The 17,796-nt window shown below is 55.1% G+C and carries 19 protein-coding genes; 5 read left to right on the forward strand and 14 right to left on the reverse strand.

Going from position 1 to position 17,796, the window contains the following annotated elements; translation table 11 throughout:
• Positions 1-25: 25 nt before the first annotated feature.
• The 3 genes from HZ995_RS14005 to HZ995_RS14015 are packed head-to-tail and all read right to left on the reverse strand — an operon-like array spanning position 26 to position 2,898.
• Positions 26-640, reverse strand: coding sequence for a MarC family protein (locus HZ995_RS14005; protein WP_209356281.1), 615 nt, complete (start codon positions 638-640; stop codon positions 26-28).
• Between the two features lie 11 nt (positions 641-651).
• Positions 652-2,499, reverse strand: a complete 1,848-nt coding sequence (locus tag HZ995_RS14010; protein WP_209356282.1) for an ABC-F family ATP-binding cassette domain-containing protein — start codon at positions 2,497-2,499, stop codon at positions 652-654.
• Positions 2,500-2,541: 42 nt separating this feature from the next.
• Entirely contained in the window at positions 2,542-2,898 is a 357-nt protein-coding gene (locus tag HZ995_RS14015; RefSeq protein ID WP_209356283.1) for a winged helix-turn-helix transcriptional regulator, read from the reverse strand.
• A 189-nt stretch (positions 2,899-3,087) separates the two neighbouring features.
• On the opposite strand from HZ995_RS14015, the gene ndk reads away from it, so the two are divergent.
• Complete coding sequence (gene ndk, locus HZ995_RS14020; protein ID WP_209356284.1) at positions 3,088-3,510, forward strand: nucleoside-diphosphate kinase; 423 nt, start codon at positions 3,088-3,090, stop codon at positions 3,508-3,510.
• A gap of 78 nt (positions 3,511-3,588) precedes the next feature.
• On the opposite strand, the gene HZ995_RS14025 is transcribed toward ndk, so the two are convergent.
• Genes HZ995_RS14025 through HZ995_RS14035 form a run of 3 tightly spaced genes read right to left on the reverse strand, consistent with a single transcriptional unit; the run spans position 3,589 to position 6,041 of the window.
• On the reverse strand, positions 3,589-4,680 hold the full coding sequence (locus HZ995_RS14025) for a flavin monoamine oxidase family protein (protein WP_209356285.1): 1,092 nt from the start codon (positions 4,678-4,680) through the stop codon (positions 3,589-3,591).
• The gene (locus tag HZ995_RS14030) at positions 4,680-5,360 is read right to left on the reverse strand and encodes an SDR family NAD(P)-dependent oxidoreductase (protein WP_209356286.1); all 681 of its coding nucleotides are present in this window, start codon (positions 5,358-5,360) and stop codon (positions 4,680-4,682) included. Before HZ995_RS14030 ends, HZ995_RS14025 begins: the two co-directional genes overlap by 1 nt.
• 9 nt (positions 5,361-5,369) lie before the next feature.
• Positions 5,370-6,041: a cupin domain-containing protein gene (locus HZ995_RS14035; RefSeq protein ID WP_209356287.1), complete on the reverse strand. Its 672-nt coding sequence runs from the start codon at positions 6,039-6,041 to the stop codon at positions 5,370-5,372.
• 105 nt (positions 6,042-6,146) lie between these two features.
• Between HZ995_RS14035 and HZ995_RS14040 the strand changes: the two genes are divergently transcribed.
• On the forward strand, positions 6,147-6,686 hold the full coding sequence (locus HZ995_RS14040) for a TetR/AcrR family transcriptional regulator (protein WP_209356288.1): 540 nt from the start codon (positions 6,147-6,149) through the stop codon (positions 6,684-6,686).
• A 27-nt stretch (positions 6,687-6,713) separates the two neighbouring features.
• Here HZ995_RS14040 and HZ995_RS14045 read toward each other — a convergent pair whose 3' ends face one another.
• The 7 genes from HZ995_RS14045 to HZ995_RS14075 all read right to left on the reverse strand — a co-directional run bounded on the left by HZ995_RS14045 (position 6,714) and on the right by HZ995_RS14075 (position 12,587).
• Positions 6,714-7,046 (reverse strand): TfoX/Sxy family DNA transformation protein, encoded by a 333-nt coding sequence (locus HZ995_RS14045; RefSeq protein WP_209356289.1) that lies wholly within the window; start codon positions 7,044-7,046, stop codon positions 6,714-6,716.
• 36 nt (positions 7,047-7,082) lie between these two features.
• Positions 7,083-7,283: a hypothetical protein gene (locus tag HZ995_RS14050; RefSeq protein WP_209356290.1), complete on the reverse strand. Its 201-nt coding sequence runs from the start codon at positions 7,281-7,283 to the stop codon at positions 7,083-7,085.
• Between the two features lie 172 nt (positions 7,284-7,455).
• Positions 7,456-8,796, reverse strand: coding sequence for a branched-chain amino acid ABC transporter permease (locus HZ995_RS14055; RefSeq protein ID WP_209356291.1), 1,341 nt, complete (start codon positions 8,794-8,796; stop codon positions 7,456-7,458).
• Positions 8,793-9,803, reverse strand: coding sequence for a branched-chain amino acid ABC transporter permease (locus HZ995_RS14060; protein WP_209356292.1), 1,011 nt, complete (start codon positions 9,801-9,803; stop codon positions 8,793-8,795). The genes HZ995_RS14055 and HZ995_RS14060 overlap by 4 nt, the downstream gene beginning before the upstream one ends.
• 3 nt (positions 9,804-9,806) lie before the next feature.
• Positions 9,807-10,520, reverse strand: coding sequence for an ABC transporter ATP-binding protein (locus HZ995_RS14065; protein ID WP_209356293.1), 714 nt, complete (start codon positions 10,518-10,520; stop codon positions 9,807-9,809).
• A complete protein-coding gene (locus HZ995_RS14070) occupies positions 10,517-11,299 on the reverse strand; it encodes an ABC transporter ATP-binding protein (protein ID WP_209356294.1) in 783 nt (260 codons plus the stop codon). Before HZ995_RS14070 ends, HZ995_RS14065 begins: the two co-directional genes overlap by 4 nt.
• Positions 11,300-11,384: 85 nt before the next feature.
• Complete coding sequence (locus HZ995_RS14075) at positions 11,385-12,587, reverse strand: ABC transporter substrate-binding protein (RefSeq protein WP_209356295.1); 1,203 nt, start codon at positions 12,585-12,587, stop codon at positions 11,385-11,387.
• Positions 12,588-13,134: 547 nt separating this feature from the next.
• Here HZ995_RS14075 and HZ995_RS14080 point away from each other — a divergent pair.
• Entirely contained in the window at positions 13,135-14,250 is a 1,116-nt protein-coding gene (locus HZ995_RS14080) for a PQQ-dependent sugar dehydrogenase (protein WP_209356296.1), read from the forward strand.
• Here HZ995_RS14080 and HZ995_RS14085 read toward each other — a convergent pair.
• On the reverse strand, positions 14,247-15,251 hold the full coding sequence (locus tag HZ995_RS14085; RefSeq protein ID WP_209356297.1) for a GlxA family transcriptional regulator: 1,005 nt from the start codon (positions 15,249-15,251) through the stop codon (positions 14,247-14,249). The two genes, HZ995_RS14080 and HZ995_RS14085, sit on opposite strands and share 4 nt — an antisense overlap.
• Positions 15,252-15,406: 155 nt before the next feature.
• Between HZ995_RS14085 and HZ995_RS14090 the strand changes: the two genes are divergently transcribed.
• Both HZ995_RS14090 and HZ995_RS14095 read left to right on the forward strand, forming a co-directional pair.
• On the forward strand, positions 15,407-16,777 hold the full coding sequence (locus tag HZ995_RS14090) for a class II 3-deoxy-7-phosphoheptulonate synthase (protein WP_209356298.1): 1,371 nt from the start codon (positions 15,407-15,409) through the stop codon (positions 16,775-16,777).
• 140 nt (positions 16,778-16,917) lie between these two features.
• Positions 16,918-17,796 carry a YicC/YloC family endoribonuclease gene (locus HZ995_RS14095; protein WP_209356299.1) on the forward strand — a complete coding sequence of 293 codons (879 nt, stop codon included), beginning with the start codon at positions 16,918-16,920 and terminating at the stop codon, positions 17,794-17,796.

A 17,796-nucleotide genomic window follows, 5' to 3' on the forward strand; every position in this document is an offset into this window, starting at 1 on the left:
ATATAGGGCTCAAAGGACTGAAATGTTAGACAAAACCAAAATCTTTGAGCCCATCAAGGATGAACTGTATCGACAATGCCGCAAGTAGCATGCCCAGAAGGCGAGTAACCACGTTGATCCCTATATCTCCGAGTGCACGTTCCAGCAGGTTGCCGGCCATAAAGAGCGCAACGGCGACGAGCATGACGGCAAGGGCGACGCCAAGGATCAGGATTGGGCCTTGGATGCCGTCGATTTGACCGGAGAGCAGGATCACAGTGGCAATAGAGCCGGGGCCTGCGATCATCGGAATGGCGAGGGGGAAGACCGAAGGATCGGGAACTTCGGTCACACGGCCTTCGCGGCGTTCTTGCCGCCTTTCAAACAACATATCAAGCGCGGTCAGAAACAAGAGCACGCCGCCTGCGATCTTGAAGGCGGCCATTGAGATGCCGACGAAACCCAGAACCGCCTCGCCAAAAAACGCGAAGAGCGCCAGGATGAAGAAGGCGATGATGCAGGATCGAAACGCCACCGCGCGCCTCTGTTGCGCAGACATGCCGGGCGTGAAGGCGATAAAGATCGGCATAAGGCCGATGGGGTCGATAATCACGAAAAGCGTCACAAAGGACGTAATGAGGAATGCTGTATCTACTGCCATAATTCCCTCCTCTAAGCCTCTGCTGTTTCTAGCTTTTCCAGTGCGTCCATCCAAAGCCTTTCAGCGCGATCCAGCGCGTCGATGACTTCGGCATGTTTCTTTTGCCAAACCGCGATGTCATTTGTTTTGCTGCCATCATAGAGCGTCGGATCGGCGAGTTTTTCGTCGAGCTTTTCGCGCATCTCGGTCAGCTTGGTCACCCGATCCTCGCATTTGCGCACCTCAGCGCGCAACGCAAGAATGGCATCGCGTGAGGGGCGTTTGGGTGCTTTGGGTTTGTCTTTTGGCGTATCGGTTTTCTCGCGTGTCAAGAGCATGTCGCGATAGGCCTCAAGGTCTCCGTCAAAGGGCGCGACACCGCCGTCGTTCACGAGCCAAAGCCGGTCCGCGGTCATCGACAAGAGGTGCATGTCGTGGCTCACAAGGATCACGGCGCCGGAATAGTTGGTCAGAGCCTCCACCAAAGCCTCGCGGCTTTCGATGTCGAGGTGGTTGGTCGGTTCGTCGAGGATAAGAAGATGCGGCGCGTCCAAAGTGGCCAGCAAAAGAGACAACCGCGCCTTTTGCCCTCCTGACAGTTGGCCAACGGCAGTGTCGGCCTGATCTGCGGTCAGGCCAAAACCCGCAAGGCGTGCGCGAAGCTTGGCGGGCAGCTCTTCCTTAAGCTCTCGGCGCAGGTGGTCTAGAGGCGTCTCGTCGATAAACAGCTCATCCACCTGATGCTGCGCGAAATAGCCGATGCGCAGCTTGGAGGATTTGACAATCCGGCCGTCCATTAGACCCAACCGATCGGACAGAAGTTTCGACAAGGTTGATTTACCCTGACCGTTCTTTCCCAGCAAAGCGATCCGGTCGTCCTGATCGATCCGCAGGTTCATGCGTTTTAGGACAGGCACCTCGCCATAGCCCACGCTGCCACTTTCGATACGGATAATGGGCGGCGACAATTCCTCGGGTGAGGGAAACGCAAAGGCCCGAAGCGCCGCTTCTTGCGGGCTGGCGATGGGCTGCATCTTAGACAGAGCCTTCAGACGGCTCTGTGCCTGCTTCGCCTTATCGGCCTTATAGCGGAACCGATCCACATAGCTCTGCAAATGCGCGCGGCGGGCCTCTTGTTTCTTTGCCATCGCCTCGGCCTGCGCCAGTTTCTCGGCGCGCTGGCGGGCGAATTGATCGTAAGGGCCTTGGTAGAACGTGAGCTGCTTGTCTTCGAGATGCAGGATTGAGCCGACGGCGCGGTTGAGCAATCCCCGGTCGTGGGAAATGATAATGACCGTATGCGGATATTTCGCGAGATAGCTTTCCAGCCAGAGCGCGCCTTCGAGGTCGAGGTAGTTGGTCGGCTCGTCGAGCAACAGAAGGTCTGGCTGCGCGAACAGAACGGCGGCCAATGCCACGCGCATGCGCCAACCGCCTGAAAAGTCTGAACAAGGTTGTTGTTGTTCGGCATCATCAAACCCAAGCCCTTTGAGGATCGAGGACGCCCGCGCCTCGGCGCTCCAGGCGTCAATGTCGGCCAGTCGGGTTTGAATTTCGGCGATACTTGTTGGGTCTGTGGCGCTTTCGGCTTCGGCCAAGAGATCCGCGCGTTCCGTGTCAGCCGCCAAAACCGTGTTCAGCAATGAAACGTCAGAGGAGGGCACTTCCTGCGCAACGCCACCAATACGCGCGCGTTTGGGCAGGGCGATATCGCCGCTCTCTAAAGCCAGTTCTCCGCGGATCAAGCGAAACAGAGTTGTTTTGCCGGTGCCATTGCGCCCGACAAGGCCAACTTTATGGCCATCGGGGATTACCGCAGACGCACCCTCAAACAAAGGACGTCCGGCAACGGCATAATTGATATCAGAGATGCGCAACATGCCCCCGACTTCTCGCAGCCAAAGGGCAAAGTCAATGCGCGCTTAGAGGTCCATCGCCAGTTGCGACTTTTCTTCAGGTTTTTCCGAGGCCGCGAGATCCTGTTCGCCCCAGGTTTTCATCGCATTCACGACCTTCAAAAGCGCGCGTCCGCGTTTCGTGAGGGAATACTCCACACGCGGCGGGATCTCGGCGAAAATCTTGCGCTTCAACAGCCCATCCGCCTCAAGCAGGCGAAGCTGCTGGGACAGCATTTGTTTCGTGATCTTCGGGATCTCGCGCTGCATCGCGCCAAAACGGTTGGAGCCATTGTCGATCACATAGAGGATCATCAGCTTCCACTTGCCACCCACATGGGCCATGGCATGGATCATCGGATCGGGGGTAGAGTCTCTTTCCATAGTTAATATGAAAATCATACCTATTATGGTTAATCAATATAGGGGTCTAAAATCTCTGTAGGAGGCTTCAAATTTTCTGTGGATAAGTTTCTGGAGAAAACCCGATAGGATCGCGCGCCTTTAGGCTTCCCAAGGGGCGCTGCCCATGGTAGTGCGCGCGCAATTCAATCTTTAATCCGAGGGATCATCATGGCTCTGGAACGCACGTTCTCTATCATCAAACCTGACGCCACCCGCCGCAACCTGACCGGCGCGATCAACGCAAAATTCGAAGAAGCTGGCCTGCGCGTCGTTGCACAAAAGCGTATTCACCTGACCAAAGCGCAAGCAGGCGTGTTTTATGCCGTTCACGCTGAGCGTCCTTTCTACGACGAACTCTGCGAATTCATGGCGTCTGCACCAATCGTTGCACAGGTTCTGGAAGGCGAAAACGCCATCGCGAAAAACCGCGAAGTCATGGGCGCAACCAACCCAGCAGACGCAGCACCTGGTACCATCCGCGCAGAATTCGCTGAATCCGTTGGTGAAAACTCTGTTCACGGTTCCGACGCACCAGAAACCGCAGCAGTTGAAATCGCGTATTTCTTCTCCGGTCTGGAGCTGGTTGGCTAAGCCACACCATCTGACAAACGAAAAGCCGCGTCGCCATTGGGGACGCGGCTTTTTTTTATTTACAGAGACTTAAGTCTCTTAAGCCGCTGCTTTTAAGGCCTCTCTCAAGTCCTGCGCTCTGGCTTCCGCGGCCTCGAGCGCCCCTTCCAAAAAGCCTCCAAACCCACGCGCCGTCTCAGTCGAGCCAAAGTGAATTCCCTTTTGCCCAAGGAGGCGCAGTGGATCAGGCAACCCATAGGCGGGGTGATACGCGGCTGGGGTTTTATCGAGATCTCCGGCGATCTCGGGCAATGTGGCCCAGTCTTGTAAAAGCAGCGCCTCTGGATGTGCCATATCGGGGCCGAACAAAGCGACAAACTGGTTGAGCGCCTCTTCAAGCAACGCCTCGCGGTGAGCAGCCCGCACACGGGCAGGGACGCCCACAAAACCGAAAAGGGCGTAGGGCCCACCTTTGGCAGGTGACGCATCGTGGATTTCGACCATGGGCCCTTTACGACTCATCGCATCACCAGACAGACCGGCGTTTCGCCAATGTGGCACGTCGTAAACGGCTACAATTTTGGCCTGTCCCGCCATCCAAGTCGGAATGCTTGACATGGCTTTGATCTGAGATGGTTCCACTTGTGGATGAAAGGCGATGGTTTCGGCAATGACACGCGGAGGCAGCGCCAACACGATCTGCTTGGCTTGCACGTTGATTTCCTTGTCATTTTGAAGAACACGCGCGGAGGGGAGGCCGCCATTGTGATATACGTCAGTCAAACGCGAGCCACGGAATATGCGGTCTTTGTGGGGCGACAAAGACCGCGCGAGCGCACCAATCAGAGCCCCCATACCACCCTCAAGGCGATAGGATCCTTGCATCGATGCATATCCTCGACCGCGCTGCACTTGGCCGGATTGATCCTGATACATCAGATCACCCGCCGCGTATTGTTCAAAGACCGGAAGGTTAAACCGAGACGCCATTTCGGCCATGCGGGGTTGTCCTGGCCAGAACCACGCCGGGCCAAGATCAAAAGCGCCGCCTTTGATATATTCCGTCAGGATGCGCCCGCCTAGCCGGTCTTGCGCTTCGACGAGGATGAACTCAATTCCGTCCTGCGCCAGTCTGTCCGCAAGGGCGAGGCCAGAAAGGCCGCCTCCAACAATCAATACTTCGGTTTGCATCAGAAGGATTCCCCCATAGGGCGCAGGTCCAATTCATGCGTCCAAGTGGACTTTGGTTGATGCGCAAGTGTCAGATAAACTGAGGCAATATCCTGAGGGTTCATCATGCGATCGGGTGACAAACTATGTCGTGCTCGGCTGGCCTCGGTGTCGATTATCCCGTCCAAAATGACATGCGCTATGTGGACGCCCTTTGGACCGTATTCCCGTGCCAAGGACTGAGTTAAGCTGCGCAAACCGGCTTTGGCCGAGGCAAATGCTGCGAAATTCGCACCACCCCTCAGGCTGGCCGTGGCGCCAGACACGATGAATGTCCCGCCGCCGGTCTCAGCCATCGCAGGCAGCACGGCGCGGGCGAGATTGACGGCCGACAAGACCAAAGCGCGCCAGGTTTTTTCGAAGTCTTCGTTTGTCGTGCCCTCAAAGTCAGAGATCACGAGCTTGGCGGTATTGTGTACCACCAGTTTCGGGGTTCCATGTGTTTCGATCACCTGTCCGACTTTGCGTTGCACTTGGTCGGCATCAGTTAAATCGAGCGCTTCAAGCGCCTCGGATTCTGACCCCACGACGTTGCGTTTCAATCCAATTGTGTTGAAGCCGCCAGAGCTGAATTCAGAGATCAGGGTCTGGCCTAAGCCGGGTCCAGCACCCGCGACGAGGGCTAGGGGTGAATTGGTCATCTGGGTCGCCTATAGATTTGGAGCGGTTGGAGGCACCGCGAGATGGTCGGATTTGATCCAAAGACGCGCGCCGTCAGGACCGGCCGTCGCGTCAAGCGGCATACCGGCAGGAAGTCTGAGCCAGGAGTTCTTCTCAAACATTTCACCACCTTCGGTAAAACTCCCCTCCAGCACCAGCGCCTCAAAGCCCTTGTGGTCTTGAGAGATCGCTTGTTCTGGCTCCCAGAGTTCAATGCGAACACGTTCGCGCTCATCTTCGAAAAGAGGGATCTCTGAACGACCTTCGGAGATCCATTGAGGGTCTTGCCTTGTCGTATCGACCGACATCTGATGGCGATCATTCGGATCAAATTGCCAGAGCTTTACCAAAATCGTGGCACCCTCAGCTGCACTTGGCGTGTGAGACGTGGTGGGCGGGTTTCGCACATAGGTTCCAGTAGGAAAGTCACCGTGTTCGTCCTGAAAAACACCATCCAGAACAAGGAATTCTTCGCCGCCCGCATGGGAATGCGCAGAAAAGGCGCTGCCTGGCGCGTAGCGTACGATGGTGGTCGCTCGCGCGACCTCATCACCAATCCGATCCAGCATTCTACGATCCACACCCTTCATTGGTGAGGGTATCCAATCCTCGCGGTCCGAATGAACGACAGCGCGTTTTTGGAAATCGGCGTTAAGCTCCATCACTAGGTCCTTTCCTGCATCAACCTATCAGTAGGTAGGGAAAATCTAGGGCTTGCATTATTGAGAGTCAATGGCTACCTATCACATGATAGGTGGAGCCAAGTGATGTCACTGACAATGAAAGAAAAAATCTTGACCGCTGCTGAAAAGCGCGTGCGAGGAGCAGGGTTTTCAGAGATGAGTTTCCGGGATTTGGCGCAGGATGTCGGGATCAAAAGCGCCAGTGTGCACTATCATTTCCCGACCAAACCGGATTTAGGCGAGGCATTGGTTACGCGTTATGCAGACCGCTTCAAAGTGGCGCTGGATGAGATAGATACCGACGACCTCGAGACCGCTTTGAATGGTTTTGTCACTCTCTATTCCGATGCGCTCGTTTTGAATGAATCTATCTGTCTGTGCGCGATCATGGGGGCAGAGGCGATTGGTCTTCCTGAAAACGTCAATCAACGGACGAAGCTGTTTTTTAGTATGAATAAAGCCTGGCTCGAGGATCTTTTTAAAGCCCATGGCGTAAATGATCCGAGCGATACTGCCGCTCTGGTCGTTGCGGCGCTTGAAGGGGGAATGATCGTGGCGTCAGCGTCCGGAGATCGCGCCATATTCGATCAGATCGCTAGGGCGGTACGTCGCAAGATTAGGTAGACGCGAGAAATTCCATCGAGTGCGTCCTCAGGCGGACTTTTTTATCACTCCAATCTGATCCAGAACCCGCTCAAATTCACCGAGCCCCTTGTCAAAAGACCGCGCTTTCATGGCGTCAAACTTGACCCTCAGCGCGTCTTTCTCTTTGCCCTTACAGTCATTCCAGGGCCGTCCCTGAAGGGCCATCACCAAGACGTAGTAGCCAATGAAATGCGGCCGCTGGCCGTCTTTCAAAAGCATCTCGTAGGCGGTGTCAGCCCCCAAGGCTCGCAGTTCCTCGGCCGAATTTATGCCCACGCGGGCAAGAGCCGCCTCGTAGGCCGGGCCGAGATTGCGGATCGCTGAAACAGGTGTAGTCATGGCGCCAATCTAACACGCCTGAACGGGCTGTCATGGTCATATCATCGCCCAATCTGAATAAACTGGACCGGTTTTGCGGGTTTGGTTTTCTGCCTTTTTTGCGTCTTTGCTGGGCGCAGTCTGGCTTGCGGTTTGCTCTGGCTTGCTTTGCATTTCTAGGCTCCTTTCGGTTTCAATAAAACAGGGGTCTTTACCTGATGTGGGTAAATCTCTTTGTATTTTCAGCCTCTTCGTCATCACTGCCTCTGACAATCGCGTGCACGTATGATGTGCTATTCGAGGGGATAGGATGACGTATCAATGCGGCGAGAGTTTGCCGCAAAGGGGCGCAGGATCTGGGTATTTTCCTGCCGAAACGAAAAACGGCCCCCAAGATGGGAGCCGTTTAAACTGTCACAAACTGACAGGATTATTTTTCAGGGATGAGGCCCCTTGGGCTGAACCTGAGCACCAGCAGAAGGATCAGTCCCATCGTCAGCAGTCGCATATGCGCCGCGGAATCGATCAAGTGTGATTTCAGCGCTGACCCTTCAGCCATGCCCGAGGTGATCAACTGCATCAGCCACAGGCCAATCGGTTCCACCTGAACCCAGAAGAACCAGATCACAAAGCCACCCAGAACCGCACCAAGGTTGTTGCCAGAGCCGCCCACGATCACCATGACCCAGATCAGGAAGGTGAAGCGCAGAGGCTGGTAAGAGCCCGGTGTCAGCTGGCTGTCCAGCGTTGTCATCATCGCGCCTGCAATGCCACAGACCGCAGAGCCGAGAATAAAGATCTGGAGGTGGCGGTTGGTGACGTCTTTGCCCATGGCCTCTGCAGCAACCTCATTGTCGCGGATCGCGCGCATCATGCGGCCCCAAGGGGATTTCAATGCCGCTTGGGCCATGAGGAAGATCACGACGAGCACGATGGTGAAGAGAACCGAATAGCCGAGTTTCACCCAGAGCGTCGACGCCGTCACCGGATCGATCCCGATGGCATTCGCATTGGCTACAAAGCTCTCAGAGTTCTGCAGGTCGATCTCGTAAGGCACAGGACGTGGCATACCGATGATGTTCTTCACACCGCGCGCCAGCCAGTCTTCGTTCTTCATCACGGCGATGATGATTTCTGCAATACCAAGCGTCGCGATCGCCAGATAGTCAGACCGCAACCCAAGAGCGGTTTTACCGATCACCCAGGCCGCACCCGCCGCCAAAAGGCCACCAAAGCCCCAGCCGAGGATGGTCATATACCCATGCGCCTTGAAGTTCTCGACGCCACCGGGGTTCAGGCCACCGATATTGCCCGCATTCGCCGGATTGATCGCCTCAACAAAACCCACCGCCGGATCAAAGATCGCGCGATAGATTAAAAAACCGACCACAAGGATCCCAACGGTCGCGAAGATCTTGGCACGCCCCGCGGCCATCTTCTTTTGCACATAGACCGCCAAAGCCACCGTTGCCGCACCAAAGGCCAAGGCCAGCACGATCATCGGTCCGCCAGAGGACGCCCAAGCGCCCGGAGCAGGGGGCATAGAGGTCAGGGCGACCGCAAGGCCTCCGAGAGCGACAAAGCCCATGACACCGACGTTAAATAGCCCGGCAAAGCCCCATTGCAGGTTCACACCCAAAGCCATGATCGCAGAGATCAGACCCATATTAAGGATGAACAGCGCTGTATTGGCACTTTGGAAAATTGCCGTGCCGATCAACAGGACAGCGACAAGGGCGAAGTAAAGGGTGTTTCTTGTTGTCTCGCTCATACCGATTTCCCCTTAAATAGGCCGGTTGGACGGAACAGCAGCACGATGATCAGGATCACAAAGCTGACTGCGAATTTATAGTCGGTGGACAGGAGTTGCACCAATCCGTCGGGCTCCAGATTCTCTGGCAAGAGATACCTGAGGACCTTTTTCCAAGCATAGGTGATTGTGACTTCCGAGAAGGCGATCACAAAGCCGCCTGCGATGGCACCCAGCGGGTTACCAAGGCCTCCGACAATGGCCGCCGCAAAGATCGGCAACAGAAGCTGGAAGAAGACAAACGGCTTAAAGGTTTTGTCGAGCCCGTAAAGCACGCCCGCAACCGTCGCCAAAGCCGCCACGATCATCCACGTATAAAGCACTACGCGTTCTGGGTTGATCCCAGACAGCAGCGCCAGATCTTCGTTGTCGGAATAGGCCCGCATGGATTTACCTGTGCGCGTCCGGTTCAGGAACCAGAAGAGCAAAACCACAGCGATCACAGCCACAACAACGGTGATACCTTGGGTCGTCTTGATCGCCAGACCTTCACGCAGGCCCGTCAGTTGCTTGAACTCGCGCACCGAGATGATGAAACGCTCACCATCCGCGAATTTCTGGTCATCTGGCCCGATGATAAAGCGCACAAGGCCGTTCATGATGAACATGACACCCATGGAGACGATCACGAGGATCACGGGCTTGGCCTTTTGTTCTCGGTAAAACCGATAGACCAGACGGTCCGTGATCAAAACCAAAGCGATACAGCCAAGGATCGCGAAGGGCAGGGCCAAGAGCGCCGTGGGCAGTGGCCCAAAGCTGATCCCGATGGACTGGAACCAGAAGGTCAGAAGCACTGCAATCATTGCCCCAAAGGCCATAGTGTCGCCATGCGCAAAATTCGAGAACCGCAGGATCCCGTAAATCAGCGTCACCCCAAGCGCCCCTAGCGCGAGCTGACTGCCATAGGCGGTCGCCGGGATCACAACAAAGTTCAAAAGTGCCACGAGGGCGTTCAGAAAATCCATCTCTTAGCCTCCGAGGAATGATTTGCGAACTTCGGGATCGGCCAAAAGTTCCTTGCCGGTGCCGGTATAGGCATTGCGCCCCTGCACCATGACATAGCCTTTGTCCGCGATCTCAAGCGCCTGACGGGCGTTCTGCTCGACCATCAGGATCGGCAGGCCTGTGCGGCTGACTTCGATAATCCGGTCAAACAGCTCATCCATCACAATCGGAGACACGCCCGCGGTCGGCTCATCAAGCATCAGAACCTTGGGCTGGGTCATCAACGCGCGTCCCACGGCCACCTGTTGACGCTGACCACCCGACAGCTCACCCGCCGCCTGATCGCGTTTGTCGCGCAGGATCGGGAAGAGCTCATAGACCTGTTCCATCGTATCACTGATGTCATCGGTGCGAATGAACGCGCCCATCTCGAGGTTTTCCTCAACGGTCATCGATGTAAAGATATTGCTGGTCTGAGGCACGAACCCCATGCCCTTCACAACCCGTGCCTGTGGGCTGAGCGAGGTGATATCCTCGCCATCCAGTTTCACAGAGCCCGAGCGCACGTTCAGCATTCCAAACAGCGCCTTCATGCCTGTGGACTTGCCAGCACCATTCGGCCCCACAATCACGGCAATTTCGCCGGGGTTCACAGAGATCGTACACTCATGCAGGATATCCGGCCCGTTGCCGTACCCGCCGGTGATCGTATCACCAATCAAAAACGGTTCGCTCATCCGCCGACCGCCTCCTTGTTCTTAAGACCGGTGCCCAGATAGGCTTCGATCACCTGCTCATTGGCTTTAATTTCATCCAATGTGCCTTCGGCCAGAACCTTGCCCTCGGCCATACAAATGACCGGATCACAAAGTCGACCGATGAATTCCATGTCGTGCTCGATTACGACGAATGTATATCCGCGTTCCTCGTTCAGACGTTTGATCGCATCCGCAATCGTATAGAGCAGCGTACGGTTCACACCCGCGCCGACCTCGTCCAAGAATACGATCTTGGCGTCGACCATCATGGTGCGGCCAAGCTCCAGAAGCTTTTTCTGACCGCCAGAGACCTGACCCGCCTTAAGATCCGCAATATGGCTAATCGTGAGGAACTCCAGCACCTCATCGGCCTTAGCTCGCAGTGCACGTTCTTCGTCGGCAATCCGTTTGCGCCCGAACCATGTGTTCCAAAGCGTTTCACCTGATTGACCGCCGGGGACCATCATCAGGTTCTCGCGGCAAGTCATCGAAGAAAACTCATGCGCAATCTGGAAGGTGCGCAACAGGCCTTTGTGAAACAGCGTATGTGGCGGCAGACCGGTGATGTCTTCGCCGTCCATTGTGACACGACCAGAGGTTGGCTCAAGAACCCCCGCGATCACATTGAAAAGAGTGGTTTTTCCGGCACCATTGGGTCCGATCAGTCCGGTGATCGAGCCCCGCTCAATGGTCATTGTGGCCCCGTCAACGGCGTGAAACCCGCCGAAATGTTTATGTACGTCCTCGACGACGATCATAGAGTAGCCCCCTCGCGATTTGTCGAGTTTATAAAAGAACAGCCCGGAATTTCCGGGCTGTTCCTATTTACAAGATCAAACGATCTTAGCGATATTTTGCAGTGGTGATTTCGCCGTTCTGGATGACGATCTGGCGGTAGTTACCCGCAGATTCACCTGGGCCGATCAGCTCAACCGCAGATGCGCCGACATAGTCCACGTCGCCACCGTTTGCGATGATCTCAAGGGCTTTGCCCAGCTCACCTGGATAGATCAGCTCACCTGGTGCGTTTGCCACCATCATGACTTTCTCTTTGTATGCCGCTGGGTCAGAAGAACCTGCCGCCTGCATCGCCAACATGATCAGCGCCGCTGCGTCATAGGATTCTGGAGAGAATGGAGAGGTCGGGTCAAAGTCGCCGCCTGCTGCCAACTCGGTGTACTTCGCAGCACCTGGGCTGTCGGTACCTGGGTGTTGACCGGTGGAGCCTTCGATTTCGTCACCGAAGTTGTCCTGCAGAGCTTGGCCGATCATACCGTCTGGGAAGTGGAACGTGTCAAACGCGCCGGTGTCCAGAGCTGCACGGATGATGCCCGCGCCACCTTGGTCGACGTAGCCTGCAACAACCAGACGGTCGCCGCCTGCAGATGCCAATGCGCCAACTTCAGCAGAGTAGTCTGCTTTGCCGTCTTCGTGTGCGGCAGAGATGGTCACAGAACCGCCCGCTGCTTCGAATGCTGCGACGAAGCTGTCTGCGAGGCCCTTACCATAGTCGTTGTTGGTATAGGTGACCGCGACTTCTTTGATGCCTTCTTCCATCAGAACTTCGGTCATCACAACACCCTGACGCGCGTCAGAAGGCGCGGTGCGGAAGAACAGGCCGTTGTCTTCATTGTCGTTGTGGGACAGGCCTGGGGATGTCGCGGATGGAGAGATCATGACAACGCCGTTTGCAAGCGCCACGTTGTTCAGGATCGCGCCGGTCACACCGGAACAGTCAGCGCCCATGATGCCTTTTACACCATCAGCCGTGATCAGACGTTCTGCCGCAGCAGTCGCCGCACCTGCATCGATACAGGTGGAGTCAGCACGGACAGACTCAACAGTCGCACCACCCAGCAGAGCGCCGCTTTCGTTGACTTCGGACATCGCAAGCTCTGCGCCTGCCGCCATATGTGGGGTCAGCGATTCAATCGGGCCGGTGAAGCCCAGGATAACACCGATCTTGATGTTCTCAGAATGGCTGCCTGCGAATGCGCCACTGGCAAGCAGAGCGGTTGCAGCCGTAGCTGTGAGTAGTTTTTTCATTTTTACACTCCCATGATCGGACCATTTGTTGGCCCGTTTCAGAATTTTGCGTCGCTTACCTACGGGTTTATTGCAATATGTCTACACTAAATGTGCAAAAACCTGCCACGACCTTCGGGGCGACATGGGCAGCAGTGACGCAAATATTTTGCCAATCCGCAACCAGATTTTCCTTTTTGACCACTATTTTAGTAGATTTCACAGGAAACCCATTTGCATGGCATCTATTGTTCTGAATTTTTCCATAGAGTCAGAAAATTTCGAACAAAATTCTAAATCACACTTTTCGACCACTTCATACACCAAGAATCATCGAAGTGTTTGCCGCGCAGAATCGCGCTTTGAGCTCAACGTACTTGATCAGGCACGATCAAAAGCCAGTACACACTGATCAAACTCTGAAGGTCACGTGTTCGAGCGTCATTTGGTTGTGACTTTCGATTTAGCTAATAGATACTATCTCTTTAGGAAGTCGAAAATTCCAGTTTACCAAAGGTGAAGTCTGAAGCATGTTACTCTACATTAAGTTGATTGAGGGAATTCGAGAATGAACGCAATCGGCCGTTTCACGTCTTCATTATGCGCAGCGCTTTTCAGTCTCTGCATTCTGCTAAGCTCCCCGCTTGCTGCACGCGTCCACGAGGTCTCGATCGGTTCTGTAAACATCACGCGCGAAGTACGCGGCCTTAACGGGGCTTGGGGCTTTGGGTTTCTACCTGATGGATCGATGATCATCACCGAAAAACGCGGACGCTTGTTTTTGTACAAAGAAGGCGAGCGCATGCGTCGCATTTCCGGGCTGCCCGAAATTAAGGTTCAGGGGCAGGGTGGTTTGCTTGACGTCGCCCCTGCGCGGGATTTTGAAACGAGTTCGGAAATTTTCCTAACCTTCGCCGGCGCGCTCGAAGAAGGCATCGGAACCAGTGTTGCGGTTGCCAAACTCAATACTAATAGCCTTATGCTGGAAGACCTGCGCGTGATTTACAAAATGACCAAAGGTGCCAGAGGCGGAACCCATTTCGGCAGCCGGGTCGTTGAAGCCCCCGATGGAACGCTGTTTGTTTCGATTGGAGATCGCGGTGACCGTCCGTCCGCTCAGGATTTGTCGCGCAGCAACGGAAGCATTATCCGGATCAACCGCGACGGCTCGATCCCAGAAGACAATCCATTTCTGGATCAAGATGCACCTGAAATCTGGAGTTACGGTCACCGCAACCCGCAAGGCATGGACATAAGCAATTCAGGTGACCTTTGGGCGGTCGAACATGGCCCAAAGGGTGGGGATGAATTGAACTTGATCGTTCAAGGGCAAAACTACGGTTGGCCTGTGATTTCCTATGGCACCCATTATTCAGGAGCCACAGTAGGAGAAGGCACTAGTAAATTAGGCATGGTCCAGCCAGAGCACTTCTGGGACCCATCCATGGCTCCGTCAGGTCTGATGATCTATGAGGGCGACATGTTTCCCGAATGGCGCGGCGACATATTCATCGGGTCGCTCAAGTTCGACTATATCTCGCGTCTGTCAGGAGACCAGAAGACCGAAGTCGAACAAATCAAAACCATGGATACCCTGCGGGTCCGAGACGTGCGCGAAGGGCCAGACGGCAGCATCTGGTTCATTTCAGAGGACCGCAGCGCGATCTACAAAATCTCGCGTTAGATCGACAGACGCCCTGACAAAGACCCACGCTCGCGATAGGGCGTGGTGTTGTAGTGGCTGCGATAGCACTTTGAGAAATGGCTCGGAGAGGCAAATCCACAGGCCAGGGCCACGTTGATCACGCTCATATCGGTCTGCATCAGCAGGTTGCGAGCTTTTTGCAGGCGCAGCTCCATATAATAGCGCTTTGGCGAGCGGTTCAGGTAGCGGCGGAACAGCCGTTCCAACTGGCGCGTCGACATGCCCACATCTTTGGCGAGGATCGACGGGCTGATCGGGTCTTCGATGTTGTTTTCCATCATCTGGATCACAATCGACAGTTTCGGGTGACGCACACCGATGCGAGATGGAACCGACAGACGTTGCGTGTCTTGGTCCGTGCGGATGGATGAATAGATCAGCTGATCGGCAACCGCATTCGCAAGGTCTTCGTCATAGTCCTCGGCAATGAGTTTCAGCATCAGGTCAATCGAGGCCGTTCCACCTGCGGTTGTGATGCGATTGCGGTCGATCACAAAGACGGATTTGGTCAGCTCGATGTTCTCGAACTCTTCGGTAAAGCCGTCCTGGTTTTCCCAATGTATGGTCGCCTGGCGATCCTCAAGCAGGCCTGCGCGGGCCAACGCATAGCCCGCAGTACAAAGCCCGCCGACAGTTGGGCCTTTGCGAGACTCACGGCGCAACCAGTTCAGAATCTTTGGTGTAGTCGAATTCTGGATATTAACCCCGCCACACAAAAAGATCGTGTCGTCACGCTGCACGCTGTCCAGAGCCATATCGACGGTAAAGGTCGCACCCGCTGAACAGGTCACTGGCTCTCCGTCCTCAGAGGCCAGAACCCACTCATAGATTTCTTGGCCTGCCATACGGTTCGCGATCCGCAGGCTTTCCACCGCAGCACTAAAGCACAACATGGTGAATTCATTCATCAAAACAAAGATGAACCGGCGCGGTTTTGACCCGTTACGGGTGACATTCATCGTTGGGACAAGAGACGACATATAAAGGACTCACCATCTCGCGAATTGCTGGAAGATTAACACACATGATGCAGGAGGGCCGCGGGCGTCAAGAGAGATAATTGACCTATGGCGCTTATTGTACCGACGCAGTATAGATGCAGCGCTAACATTTTGAAAATCCCGGAGTAAGGACAATGGCGAATTGGCAAAAATCTGACTGGCGTAACAAACCACGCGTTCAGATGCCTGAGTATACGGATGCATCTGCGCTGACTTCTGTAGAAGAACAGCTTGCAAGCTATCCGCCGCTGGTCTTTGCCGGAGAGGCGCGTAGCCTGAAAGCCAAACTGGCAGCCGCGTCTCGCGGCGAGGCCTTTTTGCTGCAAGGTGGCGACTGTGCCGAGAGCTTTGCGCAGTTCTCTGCAGATCACATCCGTGACACGTTTAAGGTGATGTTGCAGATGGCAATGGTGCTGACGTTCGGTGCCAAAGTTCCTGTGATCAAAGTCGGTCGTATGGCGGGCCAGTTCGCGAAGCCGCGCTCGGCCCCAACCGAGACCGTGAATGGCGTGGAGCTGCCAAGCTACCGTGGTGATATCATCAACGAGTTGGACTTCACGTCCGAGGCGCGGATCCCTGATCCTAAGAAAATGCTGCAGGCCTACACGCAAGCCGCCGCAACGCTGAACCTGTTGCGCGCGTTCTCGCAAGGTGGATACGCCGATATGCATCAGGTCCACGCCTGGACCCTGGGCTTCACCGCCTCTGAAGAGGCGCAGAAGTACCGCAACCTGGCGAACCGCATTTCTGATGCGCTGGACTTCATGAACGCGGCCGGTGTGGACAGCAACACTGCCCATACGCTTCATTCTGTGGACTTCTACACCAGCCACGAAGGTCTGTTGCTGGAATATGAAGAAGCGCTGACACGTCTGGATTCCACCTCTGGCAATTGGCTGGCTGGCTCTGGCCACATGCTCTGGATCGGCGACCGTACACGTCAGCCAGATGGAGCACATGTTGAATTCCTGCGCGGAGTTCAGAACCCGATCGGTCTGAAATGTGGCCCGACCACAACCGCCGAAGACCTCAAGGTTCTGATGGAAAAACTGAACCCAGAGAATGAAGCGGGCCGCCTGACCCTCATCGCGCGCTTTGGCGCTGGCTCTGTCGGGGATCACCTGCCACGCCTGATCAAAGCCGTGAAAGAAGAGGGCGCGAATGTGGTTTGGTCCTGTGACCCAATGCACGGCAACACGATCAAATCGGCAACCGGCTATAAAACGCGCCCATTTGAGAGCGTGCTGCGTGAGGTCCGCGAGTTCTTTGGCGTACATGGCGCAGAGGGCACCATCCCAGGCGGCGTCCATTTCGAGATGACCGGTCAAGATGTGACCGAATGCACCGGTGGCTTGCGTGACGTATCCGAAGAAGACCTCGGCTCGCGCTATCACACCGCATGTGACCCACGTTTGAACGCAAGCCAGTCCTTGGAATTGGCGTTCCTTGTGGCCGAAGAACTCTCCAACATGCGCGAAGGCGCGGCGGCCAAGCAGGCTGTTTGAGCCAAGCATTTAGATTATAGAAGGGCGGTTCCTATGAGCCGCCCTTTTTGACTCTGGACTGACATACAGATTGAAGCAGCCCCGTGCATCGCGCTAAATGCTGCAAATGAACTTCGAAAGGCCTCTTTATGCTGAATTCAATGACCGGATACGCCAGTGCAAGCGGGTCTGGACAAGGTTTCGAATGGACTTGGGACATGCGCGGCGTGAACGCCAAGGGGCTCGACATCCGTATTCGCGTGCCGGATTGGATCGAAGGGCTAGAGGCGGGCATCCGCGCGGTTTTGACGAAATCGCTGAGCCGCGGGTCGATTTCAGTGGGGTTGCGTGTACAGGCGGTTGAAGAGGCCTCGGGCTTTGCATTGAACGACGCGCATTTGACGGACGTGCTCGCAGCTCTTGAAAAGATTGAAGATAAGGCGATGCAGCAAGGGATTTCCCTCGCGCCATCAAAGGCAAGCGATATCATTGGGTTGCGCGGTGTGTTTGAAGCATCCTCTCAGGAAAAAGACGTCAAACTTCTGACCCAAGAGATCTTGAAAACGCTTCCAGATTTGGTCACTGACTTTAAATCAATGCGTGAGGCAGAGGGCGCAAGCCTCTCGGAAATATTGGAAAATCAGATTTCAGAGATTGCTGATCTGACGGAGAAATCCGCAACCATCGCAGAAGCGCGCAAAGACGAGATGAAGGCCACACTGCAGGCAAATCTGGCACGAGTGTTAGAAAATTCCGATGGTGCGGATGAAAATCGCGTCGCGCAGGAACTGGCGACGATGGTTGTGAAAAGCGATGTGACCGAGGAAATCGACCGGTTGAATGCCCACGTCGGAGCCGCGCGTGACCTGATCTCCAAAGGCAGCCCGATTGGGCGAAAGCTCGACTTCCTGATGCAGGAATTTAACCGAGAGGCGAATACTCTCTGTTCCAAAGCCCAGAATGTTGAGCTGACCAACCTCGGCCTTGATCTGAAAACCGTCATCGACCAGATGCGCGAACAAGTGCAGAATGTGGAATGA

Origin of the sequence: Cognatishimia activa (genome assembly GCF_017798205.1) — a bacterium.
Lineage (GTDB): Bacteria > Pseudomonadota > Alphaproteobacteria > Rhodobacterales > Rhodobacteraceae > Cognatishimia > Cognatishimia activa_A.